Source organism: uncultured Paraglaciecola sp., from assembly GCF_937123705.1.
Classification (GTDB): domain Bacteria; phylum Pseudomonadota; class Gammaproteobacteria; order Enterobacterales; family Alteromonadaceae; genus Paraglaciecola.
The window spans coordinates 1-13,386 of record NZ_CAKZKO010000102.1 but is presented as its reverse complement, the minus strand read 5'-3'; the positions used below and the strand labels follow the sequence as shown (position 1 = coordinate 13,386).

Sequence of the window (13,386 nt, the reverse complement as noted above, 5' to 3'; positions counted from 1 at the left end):
CAGTCCGGCGGGTTAGCGCAGTTTCGACAAGAGCTTGAAGAGGGTGTTAACTTTCTTCGTTCAAATGGCACGATTAAAGCGCCTTCTGGAACAACCAAACTTGAAAAATTATTCGCCTTCAAAGAGACGCTCGACCCTAACGATTCTCGACTAGCCCAAGTTGATGCGGCGATTGAGAAAGAATCAAGGTCATCACCTCTCGTTAGTATCAATAATGAAGCGGAGGAGAAAGGGTTAACAGAAGAGAAAAAGGCATTAGCTAAATCTCGAGTTTCCCGGTTCGAGTCTATTCTTGATCAGGCTGATAATGCCATTACGCAAGACGAGCAGTTAGCACAGTTAGAGAATATTGACATTAGCACAGGGTTTGGAACAGAGGCCAAAGGCGCATTAGCTTCGGCTATTAATGCTTTCTCTCCTGGCGCTGGCGATGAATTACTTAATACCGATGTGGACGCATTACAGGCGTTTAAAGGTGTATCTAGCAGGCTTGTCAACTCTGAACTCAATAAGGCGAAAGGCCCACAAACAGAGGGCGACGCTAAACGAGCGCAAAGCACATTGGCCAGCCTCACCAATCAAAACGCAGCTAATAAATTCCTTGTTCAGTCGCTGCGCGCCACTAACGCAAGAATGATCGAGCAATCTGAATTTTACCAAAGTGTTCTTGAGCGTGACGGGTCGCTGAAAAAGGCCGACTCAGAATGGCTGGCTTTCAAGCGATCCACGCCAATGCTATCAGATAGTGTCAGGGATGCCGAAACTGGCCTGCCGATGTTCTATCGAGACTTTAAGCTAAAAACGCAAGAGCGCAACCCGGGCGTGACTGATGAGCAAATATTAACGGCGTGGAGAGGTATGCAGGAATGAGCGAGTTAGAGCTATCTTTTGCCACTAAGGATAAGAAAAAGGCAGAGAAGGCAATAGCCGCTCAAGGGCTCGACTTATCGTTTACTGTTGAGAAAGCCGATAGACCGATGCTGGCTAGCGACTTAACCCAGCAAATAATATCTGATCGAGCTGCTGGGAAATTCCCACAAAAGGCGGAGGGGTTTATTGATTCGGCAGCTGATTTCTTTACTGGCAATGCTAGAGAAACTAACGCAACGGAAAACCTGCCAGAGTTAGGTGGGGAGATGGGTGTAAATCAATTGTTAGGCAAGGAAGTCCCAGCGTCGGCATCTGTGGCACTGTTGACTGCTGTTAATCCGGTAGAGTTCGTTAAGATATTGGAAAAAAATACAGACAAACCCCTTAATGTTAGGTCAGACGAGGCGGGTAATGTTATTTTAGAATTTGAAGGTAGAGAGGTGATATTAAACAAGCCTGGCTTCTCTCCCATTGATGCGTTACAGCTAGGCGGAGCGGCAACGTTATTTGCTCCTTCAACTAGATTAGCTGCTGGTTCTGCAACGCTCGGGAAGGCAGTTTTAACAGGCGGAGCAGCATCAGGAGCCACCCAAACAGCCATAGAAACACAACAATCCTTAGAGGGTGGAGATATTGATCCAACGGATATCGGCGTATCAACGCTTGCTGGAGGAGCCTCGGAGGTTGCGCTACCTATCATTAGGGGGCTAGGTAATTTCGTAAAAGGAAAGATTAGCGGCGGCACTGTATCTAAAGAGGTGATTGAGGAGGCTCAGGAGTTCATTATTAACGCTGGGATTTCTCCAGACGTGGCAAAGCAGTTAGACGCTAAGACGCTTCTTGATTTGTCTGGTATCGCTAGAGATGCGACAGAACAAGGCGGTGAGTTTGGCATTCAAAGTAGTAAAGGCCAGCAGTCTGGTAGTGCGGCTCAACTCTCGCTAGAGGACAGGTTACGAAGTGGAGCTTTGGGTGAAAAAGCTCAAAACATTATGCTTGCATTTGAAGAGACCCAGCGACAGCAGGTTAATCAAGCTAGGTCGCGCGTTGCTGAGCAATTGGGAGGAGAGCCACTAACCCGCGGTCAGGCTGGCCAAGTTGTTAAACAGGGAATACAAGGGGCGGAGCAGGCGGCAGAAGAAGCCGTTAGCTTGGCCTATGAAGAGGTAGGCGATGTTGCTATTAGCCCGGATGGTGTTTCTAACATATTAAAAGCCACTCGCGGCGCGCTAAGGTCAGTTGAGTTCGATAAGACATTGCCAGAAACCAGCAAACTACTAGATCAAATCCAAGGCTTTGAGAAAAAAATAAAATCAATAAATAAATCCAAAAATATAACGTTAAAGCCTATCGATATGAAGCGCATTGAACAAATGCGAAGACGATTAAACACAGCTATTGGTGCGGCGGATAACCTTAGTGATAAGCGGCAAGTCAGGATAATGAAGCGCGCTTTTGATGATGGAATCGATAAGGCGATTGATCAGGGGCTTTATTCGGGCGACAAAGCGGCGGTTGAGTCATTAAAGCAGGCGCGGAGTACCTTTGCCGAGTACGCTAAGGTCTTTAGATCAAATCCACAAAAAACCAAATCCGGTCGGAATATACCCGATAAGGCAGGCGACCTTATTGAGCGAATAGTTGCTGATAACCCGACAGATGAGCAGGTCGTAAATCAATTACTTGGCGCGGCGAATATTAATAATTCAGCCGGTACGGTCATTGCGCGGCGCTATAAACAAATATTAGGTGAGGATAGTGAGGGATGGCAAGCTATTAGGCAGGAAGCGTTCAAGCGATTAGTTAAAAGCAACAAGGTGAATGGAGAGGAGGTAATTTCTGCCCAGCAATCCATTAAGGCATACGATGACGCCATAGATAAAGCGGGTTCATTAATGCGTGAACTGTTCTCAAATAAAGAGTTAGCGACTATGCGGCGCTTTTTAAATGAGGTTAAGAAGACGCAGCCTGATCTTGTACGATCCAGAGAAAACCCGTCGGGAACCACTCAAGTAGCCTCAAAAACCATTCAGGATACATTTAACCGGTTAACTCAAGCGCTAGCGTTTGGAGGGGAGCCGCTTTTTGCTATTACAGCGGCTGGGGTGTCAAAAAGTAAGGGCTTTAAGTCAACAGGCCAGGCTAAGGATGCTATCCGACCATTTACCAACTTTAAAGCTGCGCCAGCATTACCGGCGGCGGGTGTTACGGCTTCCGCTTCTTCTGCCTCTCAATCTCAGCAGGGTGCTGCTCCCAGTAGCCGTTAACAATACGGAATCCGATCAAATAGGCGAAAGTAAGCGCGGCGACGAAGTAAAGAACAGGCATCCCCCAAACGGAAAAGGCAAGAACTATCAATGCGGCGCCAATAGCTTTAGCGATGTAGTGAGCAATCATTTTCAGACAATACCACAAAATATAGAGGTTATGTAGTGGCTAATTTATACTCAAACGGCGTCGATCAAGCAATAGACAGTAATGGTGATGTCTACCCATCTGCGCAGCGGTATTTCTACGACAACAACACGACCAATTTACGCACAATATGGCAGGATAAAGCTAAAACGTCAGCCCATGCCAACCCTGTTGTTGCTAATGCTGCTGGCGTCTTTCCTGATATCTTTATTGAGGGTTCTTATTCAACCCGACTAGAGACTTCAGCCGGTGCGTTAATCGATACACAAGACGATGTTAATGTATTTGAAACCGATCTATTGGCTAGCCAATCAACGACTGGAGCGGCTTTAACCAACTTGGATTATGACGAGGCAAGCTCCAGCGGCTTAAGCTTTGCTTACTCATCTGGTCGGGTTGACGATGAAGATGGCACGATCACGGAGATCAGTTCGGGCGCATTAACACTCCCATCAACCCAAACAAGTTATATCTATTTAGACTACCGATCACATACGGTAGTGCAGCAAACGACAACGGGGCGGCCTGTTTCATCACTGCTTTATACCGTCGTGACTGATGGCGGGGCGATAACATCGGTTACAAGTAACAAGGATGCTTTTCGCGACCCTCAACGGCTCCCAACTGACTACATTGATGGCTTAATCCTCTCGCTTGATGCTGATACTGACCACGATATAAACGTGCTGTCAGGGCGCTGTAGGGATAGCACAGACACACTTGATTTAAACCTTACGGCTGAGATTACTAAACAGTTAGATGCTAACTGGGCGGCAGGAGATGACGCTGGAGGGCTACCCTCTACAGTAACGCTTGTTGACGCGATGACGATCTATGTTTTTGCCATCGGTAAAACGGACGGATCGATGGATGTGGGTTTTGATGAAACAACAGCGGCGACTAAACTACTCGCAGCATCAACCTTTACGCATTACCGCCTAATTGGTCAGTTTACAATTAACGCTTCGCTGAATATTGCGAGCGGCTCACTCGAAGAGGTGCTATCAAGTCAGATTCAAGCGCTAGCAACTGGGGCGTCCTCAAGAAAAGTTGATGGCAAGGCAACCGGCTTAGTTCGTGGCGGTGATCAGGCCGTTGCTTGCTATAGTGCTTCCTCCGGTCCAGGCACAACAGAGCAAGTGAATGTGATGTGCTTACGCTCAGGCACATACAAGGTTAGGCATGTTATCAATAGAACGTCAGGAACAAACAACGGCCAGAGCCAGATTTATAAAGATGGCGCGCCGTTTGGTGTTCTTCAAGTAGGTGTTAGCGAAGATATCACCGAAGAGGTTGATTTTGTCGCAGGTGAGCGCTTGCAGGTGTACACAGGCCATCAGGTGGGGACGACGTGCGACGTAACAGTTTGGCTTGGGGTAGAGGAGCCATTAGGACCACACTTTGGTTTTGATCTAACCGGCCTGCCTACGGATAACACGGATTTTAATATCTATCAGGGTTAGCTAATCGAACCCTTCGGAATGTCCAAATAATTGCCTGGTATAAAGCTATTTATTGTCTCGGGCAATATCAGCCATCTTTTCAATTATCTCTTGCTGTATCACCTCAGATGCCGTTAGTGGCGCGCAGACCTCCGACCCAGCCCATACCTCAAATATGTCACTTAATGCCTGTTTAGCGGCTTTAAGCTCGTTTTCAGCATCCTTGAATTTTTCCTCTCGACAATCGCAAGCATGATGGTGTGTTGTGCATCGCAAAGAACTCATGTTATCTCCAGTTATAAAGCGCTACCAAGGTTTAAAGTGCGTCTTTACTCATTTTCATCTCCTCAGTTAATCAAGATCGCTCTATCTAAAAAATGACAAATATATGCGGCCGATGGCCGCTGAATTCAGTGTTATGTGTCTAATGCTCCCCATTCGTGAATAGAGCCAAAATATGATTGGTCATAAGCTATCTGCATTACATCCCTAAAGCAGTCTGGGCATAGGTTCTCGTCACCAGCCACAATTGCCGCCTGTTTCATTTCTTTTCTTAAGTCCTTGCTGACAACAAATTTCTTGCCGCAATCTTGGTCTACACATTTGCGTTTCATAAATCACCTTCTTAATTAAGGTCGCACATAACAAGTCGCATCAGCGGACTAGGCCGCTGTGCTTGGGGTTAACTGTCAGTCACCAGCTCGTATTTTTCAGAATGCTCAATCTGGTGTAGCTCTCTTTCATTCAGCCGCGCCACAAATCTAACTGTGCCGTTGCCGATTTTTAGCACCAATTTTTCGGGTATCTCTGGCTCCATGAAATCCGCAGTAATTCTGGCAGCTTTATCGAAAGTCCATCTTGCCATTTCGTGTGTTCGGCACTCATAAACAACACGCTTTCCCTCCGATGCTAGTTTCAGCGCACCAAGTACCGCTCTAAAGGTTTGTCCAGTTTGTCGCATTAGTCACCTCAAAACAGTTAACAAATTAAAGCAGCGGATCGTCATTCCGCTGCGCTTCATTCCTAACGCGCTGTTTAAAGCGGTTATGCGCCCAGTCTTCGTATCATGGCGGCAAATTTCTCTGTCATCATTCCCCAAAAGCTGCCATCAATCCATTCGTAGTTGGCACCTCTATCTTGGGTTTCAACAACTTTCGCACACTCTTCAATGGCCTCCGCTCTAACGTCTGCCAATGCCTTTAAATGGTCACTGTATTTAACCCATTCGCCAGCAGAGTCTACCTTTTCAAAAAGGCTCTGGCCCGTGTTGGGGCAATGCCCAACGTCAAATTCATATCTATCAACCACAGCAGCCTCCGTTCATCTTCTGAGCGTCTTTATATTCTTCGTCAATATCTTCTATCAATCCCACCTCAATTAACGGTATAGGCGTTCCGTCTTCTAAGGTAGGCCGTCCGCACCAGCCCCCTTCTAGCTTTGTCTTGATGGGTAGCTTGATGCTCCAGTAGCCCCACAATAAGCAAATTTTTAGCGCGTAATTTGAATCAAAATAACCGCCACGATTGAGGAGTAAGGCAAAGCCGAACCGTGGCGCAAAGTAACCCCATTTAAAATCAATAGAGTCTCTATTTATTCGCCACATGGTTGTAAGCCTTGAAAAAATTTTTTGTATTAGATTGAACTCGTGCCGATAAACTTCTTTCATGTTCTGCCTCCTAATTAATTAACGCGCAGCGCAACGGTGGCGCAACGTAGATTAATCTATTCTCTGTCGCAAAGGGCATCGACCCCGCTCATAAAAACTCCGCTACTGATAACGCCAGAAGGAGCCCAGCCGGAGCCAAAAACAAAATTCTCAGCTTTACGCCTTGACCAAGGCGAGCAGTCAATCATTGCTGCTCGACCCTCGCGCCTTCTACTTTGATCCCAAAAGTCACCATTTTCGATTAAGTAGCTGACTAACTCCTCTTGAGTTTCAAAAGGGGGCGAAACTGGCGTTCCCTCGCTAACTGTTTCATAGACTTGCCACCAAGTAGCGCTGCTTTCGCTCCAGTATTGTCGATGGTAATTGTGGTCTGGGGGCGAGCCGTGCCACTCGCAAAAAACCGAGTAAGGGTCATTAATATCGTAATCATGCTCATCACAAACTTCTTTTAATTCATCTCTTTTAAATGTATTAAATTCTTCCATCCACTCTGCAAAACTTTCACTTGCCGAGCGGTCATAAAGCGGCTGGTAGCTGCCATTCTCTCTTTTTGGGTGCTCCCAATTTGGTATGACTCTGCGAATCTCTCTACCCATCACTTATACCCCTTCAATAATTCAAATCGTTTTAACGCTTTACTCTTCTTGTACACCTTCTCGCTCTGAGCGTTGCAGATTAAGATGTTCAATGTAATCGAGCACAACTTTACTTACTTCGCTCATATCTAACTACTTATGTTTACTGATTGATTTGCATCTGTATTGCCTATGCGCTCTATTTCTTGCTGATGCTCAATAACTGCACACGTTAATTTATTGGCAGCCTCTTTTGAAGTTTCAATTAATTGTTGTTTCATAATTTACATTTCCTGTAGTTTAAAAACGCCCTCCGAAGAGGGCAAAGACCTAGATTAATCAGCTCTAACAGAATTAATACGGTCGTATATTGCCTTAACCTTCCTCACATCATCGACGTTATACTCATTAACTCTCTTAACGTCGCCAGCCTTAACAAAATCCCATACCTTTGAGCCATCTATATCCGATGGTTTGCCTTCAATGCCTAGTGCTTTACAAAGATTATCTTGCGATATACGGCCATTAAATCCAGCCCACGCCTGCATAGTGCAATAAAAGTTATTTCCATGCCTGCCGCCAAAAGGGAGAGCAAAGCCTGTTTTTATCTCTCGAATAACGCAGCGATGAAACAGGAATTTCAAATCAAACTGGATGTTATGACCAACAAAGTAGGGTGGTCGCTTATTGGTGTGAGATTGAATTGCGTCAGCAAAAAGATTCAGCAAGTCAGATTCAGGCTCACCAAGTTCTCGGCAGCGAGAAAATACAAGGTCGTTCACAGCAAAAGCGATAGAGATAACCTCACCTTTAGCGCCATCAAGCGAGGTCTTTCGATAAGACTCTTCAATTACCTTTTCCTTTTCTCCCGCATACTTTCCATCGCCATTCATCCACGCCTGGATAGTTTCTGGCTTGCTCATTGTTTTGGGCGGCTTAACATCTTGCTCAATAATGGCTTTGGCTTCATCTTCTGGCTGTTGCGGTACAGTTTCTATATCAAGATAAACATTCATAATTGATCCTTTATGCCATCCTTGGCGATTAATAATTAATAGAGATTGAGTTCGTGGGCAGCAAAGGGGATATCGTCATCGAACGATCCACCAGTGGGCGCGGGATTTTCAGATTCTCTTGTGACCGGCTGATTAACCCCGTGAACATTAATCTTCTTTTGCAGCCAGTCGGGTAGCGACTCATACGTTAGCTGGTCAAATTCATCGAGCGAGAATTTAACTAGTTCATTTGACGCTACAGGCAGTGACGCGCCTTGTGGCATGGCGGCGATACTGGCTATATTGGCGTAGGTTTTATCGCCTTGCTTGCTTGTCGTATGAACGACATTGACCATGCACGGCTTTCCTAGCACGTTGAATAAGTCAAATCCCTTTAACTCATCCTCTGTGAACGCCCTCCCTCTCCATGATTGAAGGTCTTGTCTTAGGTTTGCAGACTCGGCCAATGAAAGGGTATAGTTTTTTGCAACAGAAAACGGTCGGCCATCCTCCATGCTCGTCCCGCATAATTCAAATGCCAATCTAACCATGCGCTTGTTATTTTTAACTCCCTGCCACTCTCGCTCGTGATAGCCAAGATCACAAACCATATAACAAACACTGTTAAAATTGCCTTGCGGAGCTAGCTCAAACTCCATCCCTTCGGGTGCCACTGCTAATAAACTCATAATATCCTCATTGCCTACTGGCGTTCATTGATTGATGGGTGGCTATTTCGGCTCGTTCATATTCCACAGCATAGCCTCGCTGGAAATCCTCTGATGCGTTGATAGGACATTGTTCGTTATTCAAACAACATCGCTGCCCATTAAGAAACTCAGATGCGCTAACGATGTCTTTTGATGTATCTATCATCATTTGCCGCCCCTCTATAAGTTCGTTTTATTTCTTCAATGCGCTTTAGCATCGCTTTATCTTTTCGCACAGTCTCTTCTGTGTTAGTCAATAGCCGGTTAATGTCGCGCTGCGTGTAGAGTCTGGTCATATCGCAACCCCTACCTGTAGTCCAATCGTTAGACCGATAAATACCGTCATTAAAACGCCTATCGACACTCTTAAAATTGAACGAAAGAACTCGCTCTCAACAAATTCGGCAAAAGCACCATTAGCCAAGCGATCAAAGCGACTATGGTTATATGTTGCCATTCCTCTTCGGTAGTGCTTTCGATTAGGTGTTGCGTGACGTTGATTAGCCATTTCATTAGTCCTATTCCGCTAGCAATTCAATTAACTTATTGCCGATAAGATCAATCTCATTCTCTCTAGCAGCCGACTCAGCCGACCTAGCAGCCGACCCAGCAGCCGACTCAGCAGCCGACGCAGCCGACCTAGCAGCCGACCCAGCCGACCTAGCAGCCGACCCAGCCGACCTAGCAGCCGACCCAGCAGCCGACTCAGCAGCCGACTCAGCCGACCTAGCAGCCGACCTAGCAGCCGACCCAGCAGCCGACTCAGCCTCCCAAGCAGCCGACCTAGCAGCCGACTCAGCCGACTCAGCAGCCGACCTAGCCGACCTAGCAGCCGACTCACTCCACTCATTTGTATAAAGAATTATTGAGAGGTCTATCGCATCGATAACTTGTTTTTTTAAATCAACATCAATATCTAACGCACTCACTCGGTCTTTATTGCGCTCAAGAATGAAGACAAGAAGATGGGATTTAACTGAATCAACATTTTTGCCGACGGGTATCGATTCAAGAAATCGAATGGAGAATGTTTTTCTAAATTCGTCGGAGCAACTTTCGTGGATAGTATCTTGTAGCCTATGCAGCCATTCAGGAGTGCCCATAAGCTCAGCCCCAAGAGAATGATCATACTTGTGAAATAAGCAGCCAACAGAACAGCCTTTCGAGCCTAGCCAGCCATCGCCAGTTATAAGCTCGTCAGCGTCAATATGACTTTGCATTCTCTCAATAAAGAATTGCTTGGTTTCTTCGCTACCGTGATATGCCTGCATTACACCCACTCCATAATTTGCTCGTCAATTGCTTTAAAGCAAAGCTGGCCAAATAGCGCAACATCGCCTGCTTCTTTTGCTTTAACTAATTGCTGATGAAAAATATCGTTAGTTGAGATTTTGTAAGCCAATCCATCACCAACGGATTCACTTAATACATCCTGATTGCGCCAGTTTTGGTCTGCATCGTTACGGTCTTGATTCTTGCGTCTAAGCTTAGTTAGTTCGATTGGGCTTTCAGGTGGATCGACTCTTGCTGGGTTGTCGTTGTAAGTGTCCATGTCTATGCCTTTTTGATTGGGTGTGTACACATAATAACTATCGGTTACTGTTATGTCAATAACCAATAGTTATTATTTTTAAATTAATTTGTTTTGGTTGTTGTTGGGTGAATAGAATTGGGGGATTATGACTTGCAGAAAAATAACTATGAGTTATTGACGCAGCAGTAACTATCGGTTACTGTTCGCAACATGAATTACATATCCAAAGTTATCGATCTAGCAGGTCTGAGCCAGACAGCCAAAGCCTGCGGCATTTCTTATCAGGCAGTTCGCAAATGGGAAGCTAATCAGAGCTTGCCTAGAACTGAGTTTACTGATGAAACAAATTACGCTGAAAAGCTCTCAGCTCTCGTTAATAACCAAGTGACCGCAGATCAGTTGTTATCGATGAAGCCTGAGCGTAAATCAGCCTAACCCTAACGGGTAACAGTTTTATTGCGATGTAGCTCAATGGCAGCCGAGGATTGCAAGCCAAAGCTGGCGTTCGATAGGTGAATGACAGGATTGATCATCCCAGCAAGTCTATCAAATGTGCGTAGAGCGCTCTGCTCATAACAGAGAGGTTGTTGGTTATATTCCAGCCATCGCTAATTAATCAAAGAGCTTCAACAAATCCAATTAGCTAAGCAAGCGAGGGGCTAAGCAATGAATAACTTTCAAAAGAAAATAATCACTGATGCTATCGAAGACCCCCAACCTTTATCTGATTGGGAGTTAGATTTTATTAACGACATGGCGGAAAAGCCGCAAGGCTACGAGGCATCAAAAAAACAAAACGAGATTTTAAACCGAATATCTCAGAAATATTTGTGAGGCATTCCCAATGAAACAAACCGACCAAGTATTAGCCCATCTAAAACGCTATGGAACCATTACTCAAGCAGAAGCCATTGCTGAGTACAACATATGGCGCTTAGCTGCTCGTATCTGCGAGTTAAGAGAGCAGGGCAATAACATCCACACCCGAATGATAAAAGGCGCTAGCGGTCGATCTAGTGGGCTTTATTCGTTGGGTAAGGCGAAGAGGAGGGCAGCATGAATCGCGTTTGCATGTTATTTCATCGCCAGCAATACAGTAAGACAGGGCGAATTTATCACTTAGATCGGTACAAGGTTTATGCCGTTTTAGCCTTGGCTGATCTTGAGCGTGAAATGAACAATCCACTAATCAACGAAATAGTGGCGGTTTAGGTCAATTGGTGGGCGAGTCAAAAAGGGATTTTAAGGGTGTTTGGATACCCAAAGAAATCTGGTTAAACAAAGAATTGAGCATCATGGAAAAACTATTTTTAGTGGAAATTGACAGCTTAGATAATGATCAAAATTGCTTCGCTAGCAATGCTCACTTTTCTGAATTTTTTGATATTTCAAAGGGTCGATGTACTCAAATTATTAAGCAATTAGAGTCTAAAAAATTGATCGAAATTACCCTTTTTCGACAGGGTAAACAGATCACTAAACGAGCAATTAGGGTAGTTAATAAATTAAATAGGGGTAGTGAGAAAACTAAACAGGGGTATTTAGAAAATGATGAAGGTAGTAATACATATATTAATAATACAAAAGACTATGGGGATTTGATCAAAGAAATCCTAAGCGCTTGGAAAAACCACCTACCCAACAACCCGCAAGTTATTCTCTCAAGATTCAAAGGGTCATCGCGAGAAAAAACCTTGATCAATCGCATCAAGGAAAGCGAAGCTCACGAAGATATGAAATTCTGGAATTGGTATTTTGATCACCTAGCCAAAAACCCTTTCAACCTTGGTCAAAACGACAGAGGCTGGAAAGCTGATCTTGAGTACGCGACAAAAAAAAACAGATTCGATAAAAATTTGGAGCTTTTCGTCAATGTTGATCGATAACGAACGAGCGGTCTTAGCGATCGCACTAGCCTACCCAGACACGATTGACCAGAGCGGTTTAACGTTTCGGGATTTCAGTGACCCAAGCCACCGAAGCATCTGGCAGGCAATGGTTGATTTGTTTGCTGATGGTTTGCCTGTTGAATCGGTTCCCGTGATCGAACGAGCCATGACAATCGATCCGAACACCGAGATTTACGTTATGGGGGAGATTGCGGTCACACCCGCCGCGCTATCTTCGCTATCGCATTACTCGCGCAAAGTCAGTGATGCGGCTAAAGAGCGAAAGTTATTGGGCATTGCCAACGAGATTGCCCAGATTGCGCGTAGTGATTCAGGCGTTGATGAAAAATACGCCAAAGCCGAATCGCTGTTAATTCACTCCGACCAGCAAACTCCAACGGTTGAGCAGATCAATCCAGCGATTGCCGAGGCGCTAACCGAGCTAGATAACCGCTTTAATTCTGATGGGCTTGCAGGATTAACGACCGGCCTAACGGCGCTAGACAAGCGAACAAACGGCCTTTGTGGATCACAACTGACGTTGCTTGCAGCGAGGCCAGCTATGGGCAAGACAGCACTGGCGTTAAACATCGCGACCCACGTTGCTTGTAGTTTGAATAAACCGGCCTTGGTGTTCTCGCTGGAAATGGCTCGCTCTGAGCTGATGGAGCGAGTGTTTTCTAGTCGCAGCTCAGTGGATTACGGAGCCATTCGTAGCGGCAAGTTGAAAAACGAGCAATGGACAGCGTTATCGGGCGGTGTTCAATCGCTCAAGGATAAGCCGCTTTACATCTACGACAAGGCAGGGGTGACGTTAAACCAGCTTAGAAGCCTTGCTAGGGCGTCTCACAGGAAAAACGGAATTGAGCTGATTGTGATTGATTACTTGCAATTGATTCGATTGGAGGGGCGATCCAAAAACGAAGAGGTGGGCGAAATATCCCGAAGCCTCAAAGAATTATCCAAAGAGCTTGATATTCCGATTTTATGCTTATCGCAACTAAACCGAAGTTGTGAAGATCGACCCGACAAGCGGCCTAGGTTATCAGACCTTCGTGATTCAGGATCACTTGAGCAAGATTCCGACACTGTTATTTTTATCTACCGCGATGAAATCTATAACGAAGATTCAGAGGAGCGGGGTATTGCTGAATTGATCACACGAAAACAACGCGCAGGATTAACTGGCACTGACCGCATTCAATCGCGATTAGATTTGCAGCGCTTTGAAGATTTAAGCCATGACTACACGCCACCCCTTCGAGAAGTTTACAAGTACGCAGGATAAAA

The 13,386-nt window shown here is 45.5% G+C and carries 23 protein-coding genes; 9 read left to right on the top strand and 14 right to left on the bottom strand.

Translation table 11 applies throughout. The annotated features are described in order from the left end of the window. The 3 genes from Q0688_RS13895 to Q0688_RS13885 form a co-directional block, all read left to right on the top strand. On the top strand, positions 1 to 870 hold an 870-nt coding region (locus tag Q0688_RS13895), incomplete at its 5' end, for a hypothetical protein (RefSeq protein ID WP_299077765.1). Next, positions 867 to 3,137: a hypothetical protein gene (locus Q0688_RS13890; RefSeq protein WP_299077762.1), complete on the top strand. Its 2,271-nt coding sequence runs from the start codon at positions 867 to 869 to the stop codon at positions 3,135 to 3,137. The genes Q0688_RS13895 and Q0688_RS13890, both read left to right, overlap by 4 nt. Before the next feature lie 165 nt (positions 3,138 to 3,302). Further along, positions 3,303 to 4,748, top strand: a complete 1,446-nt coding sequence (locus Q0688_RS13885) for a hypothetical protein (protein ID WP_299077760.1) — start codon at positions 3,303 to 3,305, stop codon at positions 4,746 to 4,748. 45 nt (positions 4,749 to 4,793) lie between these two features. On the opposite strand, the gene Q0688_RS13880 is transcribed toward Q0688_RS13885, so the two are convergent. The 14 genes from Q0688_RS13880 to Q0688_RS13815 form a co-directional block, all read right to left on the bottom strand. Further along, positions 4,794 to 5,012: a hypothetical protein gene (locus Q0688_RS13880; protein ID WP_299077758.1), complete on the bottom strand. Its 219-nt coding sequence runs from the start codon at positions 5,010 to 5,012 to the stop codon at positions 4,794 to 4,796. 131 nt (positions 5,013 to 5,143) lie between these two features. Next, the gene (locus Q0688_RS13875) at positions 5,144 to 5,341 is read right to left on the bottom strand and encodes a hypothetical protein (protein ID WP_299077754.1); all 198 of its coding nucleotides are present in this window, start codon (positions 5,339 to 5,341) and stop codon (positions 5,144 to 5,146) included. A gap of 68 nt (positions 5,342 to 5,409) precedes the next feature. Beyond that, positions 5,410 to 5,688 (bottom strand): hypothetical protein, encoded by a 279-nt coding sequence (locus Q0688_RS13870; protein WP_299077751.1) that lies wholly within the window; start codon positions 5,686 to 5,688, stop codon positions 5,410 to 5,412. Positions 5,689 to 5,771: 83 nt separating this feature from the next. After that, positions 5,772 to 6,035, bottom strand: coding sequence for a hypothetical protein (locus tag Q0688_RS13865; RefSeq protein ID WP_299077749.1), 264 nt, complete (start codon positions 6,033 to 6,035; stop codon positions 5,772 to 5,774). After that, a complete protein-coding gene (locus Q0688_RS13860; protein ID WP_299077746.1) occupies positions 6,028 to 6,393 on the bottom strand; it encodes a hypothetical protein in 366 nt (121 codons plus the stop codon). Before Q0688_RS13860 ends, Q0688_RS13865 begins: the two co-directional genes overlap by 8 nt. A gap of 56 nt (positions 6,394 to 6,449) precedes the next feature. Further along, complete coding sequence (locus tag Q0688_RS13855) at positions 6,450 to 6,989, bottom strand: hypothetical protein (RefSeq protein ID WP_299077743.1); 540 nt, start codon at positions 6,987 to 6,989, stop codon at positions 6,450 to 6,452. Positions 6,990 to 7,117: 128 nt separating this feature from the next. Then, the gene (locus Q0688_RS13850) at positions 7,118 to 7,249 is read right to left on the bottom strand and encodes a hypothetical protein (protein ID WP_299077740.1); all 132 of its coding nucleotides are present in this window, start codon (positions 7,247 to 7,249) and stop codon (positions 7,118 to 7,120) included. A gap of 54 nt (positions 7,250 to 7,303) precedes the next feature. Next, on the bottom strand, positions 7,304 to 7,984 hold the full coding sequence (locus tag Q0688_RS13845; RefSeq protein ID WP_299077737.1) for a hypothetical protein: 681 nt from the start codon (positions 7,982 to 7,984) through the stop codon (positions 7,304 to 7,306). 35 nt (positions 7,985 to 8,019) lie between these two features. Then, the gene (locus tag Q0688_RS13840; RefSeq protein ID WP_299077735.1) at positions 8,020 to 8,652 is read right to left on the bottom strand and encodes a phage replication initiation protein, NGO0469 family; all 633 of its coding nucleotides are present in this window, start codon (positions 8,650 to 8,652) and stop codon (positions 8,020 to 8,022) included. A 7-nt stretch (positions 8,653 to 8,659) separates the two neighbouring features. Then, positions 8,660 to 8,842: a hypothetical protein gene (locus Q0688_RS13835; RefSeq protein WP_299077733.1), complete on the bottom strand. Its 183-nt coding sequence runs from the start codon at positions 8,840 to 8,842 to the stop codon at positions 8,660 to 8,662. Then, positions 8,811 to 8,969 (bottom strand): hypothetical protein, encoded by a 159-nt coding sequence (locus Q0688_RS13830; protein WP_299077731.1) that lies wholly within the window; start codon positions 8,967 to 8,969, stop codon positions 8,811 to 8,813. Before Q0688_RS13830 ends, Q0688_RS13835 begins: the two co-directional genes overlap by 32 nt. Continuing rightward, on the bottom strand, positions 8,966 to 9,181 hold the full coding sequence (locus Q0688_RS13825) for a hypothetical protein (RefSeq protein WP_299077729.1): 216 nt from the start codon (positions 9,179 to 9,181) through the stop codon (positions 8,966 to 8,968). The genes Q0688_RS13830 and Q0688_RS13825 overlap by 4 nt, the downstream gene beginning before the upstream one ends. Before the next feature lie 10 nt (positions 9,182 to 9,191). After that, positions 9,192 to 9,944, bottom strand: coding sequence for a hypothetical protein (locus tag Q0688_RS13820; protein ID WP_299077726.1), 753 nt, complete (start codon positions 9,942 to 9,944; stop codon positions 9,192 to 9,194). Next, a complete protein-coding gene (locus tag Q0688_RS13815; RefSeq protein WP_299077723.1) occupies positions 9,944 to 10,225 on the bottom strand; it encodes a hypothetical protein in 282 nt (93 codons plus the stop codon). Before Q0688_RS13815 ends, Q0688_RS13820 begins: the two co-directional genes overlap by 1 nt. 192 nt (positions 10,226 to 10,417) lie before the next feature. On the opposite strand from Q0688_RS13815, the gene Q0688_RS13810 reads away from it, so the two are divergent. The 6 genes from Q0688_RS13810 (at position 10,418) to Q0688_RS13785 (ending at position 13,384) form a co-directional block, all read left to right on the top strand. Beyond that, the gene (locus tag Q0688_RS13810; protein ID WP_299077720.1) at positions 10,418 to 10,642 is read left to right on the top strand and encodes a helix-turn-helix domain-containing protein; all 225 of its coding nucleotides are present in this window, start codon (positions 10,418 to 10,420) and stop codon (positions 10,640 to 10,642) included. A gap of 231 nt (positions 10,643 to 10,873) precedes the next feature. Then, complete coding sequence (locus Q0688_RS13805) at positions 10,874 to 11,041, top strand: hypothetical protein (protein ID WP_299077717.1); 168 nt, start codon at positions 10,874 to 10,876, stop codon at positions 11,039 to 11,041. Between the two features lie 10 nt (positions 11,042 to 11,051). Beyond that, the gene (locus Q0688_RS13800) at positions 11,052 to 11,267 is read left to right on the top strand and encodes a helix-turn-helix domain-containing protein (RefSeq protein ID WP_299077714.1); all 216 of its coding nucleotides are present in this window, start codon (positions 11,052 to 11,054) and stop codon (positions 11,265 to 11,267) included. After that, the gene (locus Q0688_RS13795) at positions 11,264 to 11,419 is read left to right on the top strand and encodes a hypothetical protein (RefSeq protein ID WP_299077711.1); all 156 of its coding nucleotides are present in this window, start codon (positions 11,264 to 11,266) and stop codon (positions 11,417 to 11,419) included. The genes Q0688_RS13800 and Q0688_RS13795 overlap by 4 nt, the downstream gene beginning before the upstream one ends. Before the next feature lie 8 nt (positions 11,420 to 11,427). Next, the gene (locus Q0688_RS13790) at positions 11,428 to 12,093 is read left to right on the top strand and encodes a hypothetical protein (RefSeq protein WP_299077708.1); all 666 of its coding nucleotides are present in this window, start codon (positions 11,428 to 11,430) and stop codon (positions 12,091 to 12,093) included. After that, a complete protein-coding gene (locus tag Q0688_RS13785; protein WP_299077705.1) occupies positions 12,080 to 13,384 on the top strand; it encodes a replicative DNA helicase in 1,305 nt (434 codons plus the stop codon). Before Q0688_RS13790 ends, Q0688_RS13785 begins: the two co-directional genes overlap by 14 nt. Positions 13,385 to 13,386 lie beyond the last annotated feature (2 nt).

Bases quoted from the DNA above. Each gene is read 5' to 3' on its own strand.
- Q0688_RS13870 (WP_299077751.1), bottom strand. From the start codon at position 5,688: ATGCGACAAACTGGACAAACCTTTAGAGCGGTACTTGGTGCGCTGAAA.
- Q0688_RS13800 (WP_299077714.1), top strand. From the start codon at position 11,052: ATGAAACAAACCGACCAAGTATTAGCCCATCTAAAACGCTATGGAACC.
- Q0688_RS13810 (WP_299077720.1), top strand. From the start codon at position 10,418: ATGAATTACATATCCAAAGTTATCGATCTAGCAGGTCTGAGCCAGACA.
- Q0688_RS13880 (WP_299077758.1), bottom strand. From the start codon at position 5,012: ATGAGTTCTTTGCGATGCACAACACACCATCATGCTTGCGATTGTCGA.
- Q0688_RS13875 (WP_299077754.1), bottom strand. From the start codon at position 5,341: ATGAAACGCAAATGTGTAGACCAAGATTGCGGCAAGAAATTTGTTGTC.
- Q0688_RS13815 (WP_299077723.1), bottom strand. From the start codon at position 10,225: ATGGACACTTACAACGACAACCCAGCAAGAGTCGATCCACCTGAAAGC.
- Q0688_RS13860 (WP_299077746.1), bottom strand. From the start codon at position 6,393: ATGAAAGAAGTTTATCGGCACGAGTTCAATCTAATACAAAAAATTTTT.
- Q0688_RS13835 (WP_299077733.1), bottom strand. From the start codon at position 8,842: ATGATGATAGATACATCAAAAGACATCGTTAGCGCATCTGAGTTTCTT.
- Q0688_RS13820 (WP_299077726.1), bottom strand. From the start codon at position 9,944: ATGCAGGCATATCACGGTAGCGAAGAAACCAAGCAATTCTTTATTGAG.
- Q0688_RS13845 (WP_299077737.1), bottom strand. From the start codon at position 7,984: ATGAATGTTTATCTTGATATAGAAACTGTACCGCAACAGCCAGAAGAT.
- Q0688_RS13840 (WP_299077735.1), bottom strand. From the start codon at position 8,652: ATGAGTTTATTAGCAGTGGCACCCGAAGGGATGGAGTTTGAGCTAGCT.
- Q0688_RS13825 (WP_299077729.1), bottom strand. From the start codon at position 9,181: ATGGCTAATCAACGTCACGCAACACCTAATCGAAAGCACTACCGAAGA.
- Q0688_RS13805 (WP_299077717.1), top strand. From the start codon at position 10,874: ATGAATAACTTTCAAAAGAAAATAATCACTGATGCTATCGAAGACCCC.
- Q0688_RS13850 (WP_299077740.1), bottom strand. From the start codon at position 7,249: ATGAAACAACAATTAATTGAAACTTCAAAAGAGGCTGCCAATAAATTA.
- Q0688_RS13785 (WP_299077705.1), top strand. From the start codon at position 12,080: ATGTTGATCGATAACGAACGAGCGGTCTTAGCGATCGCACTAGCCTAC.
- Q0688_RS13795 (WP_299077711.1), top strand. From the start codon at position 11,264: ATGAATCGCGTTTGCATGTTATTTCATCGCCAGCAATACAGTAAGACA.
- Q0688_RS13855 (WP_299077743.1), bottom strand. From the start codon at position 6,989: ATGGGTAGAGAGATTCGCAGAGTCATACCAAATTGGGAGCACCCAAAA.
- Q0688_RS13830 (WP_299077731.1), bottom strand. From the start codon at position 8,969: ATGACCAGACTCTACACGCAGCGCGACATTAACCGGCTATTGACTAAC.
- Q0688_RS13890 (WP_299077762.1), top strand. From the start codon at position 867: ATGAGCGAGTTAGAGCTATCTTTTGCCACTAAGGATAAGAAAAAGGCA.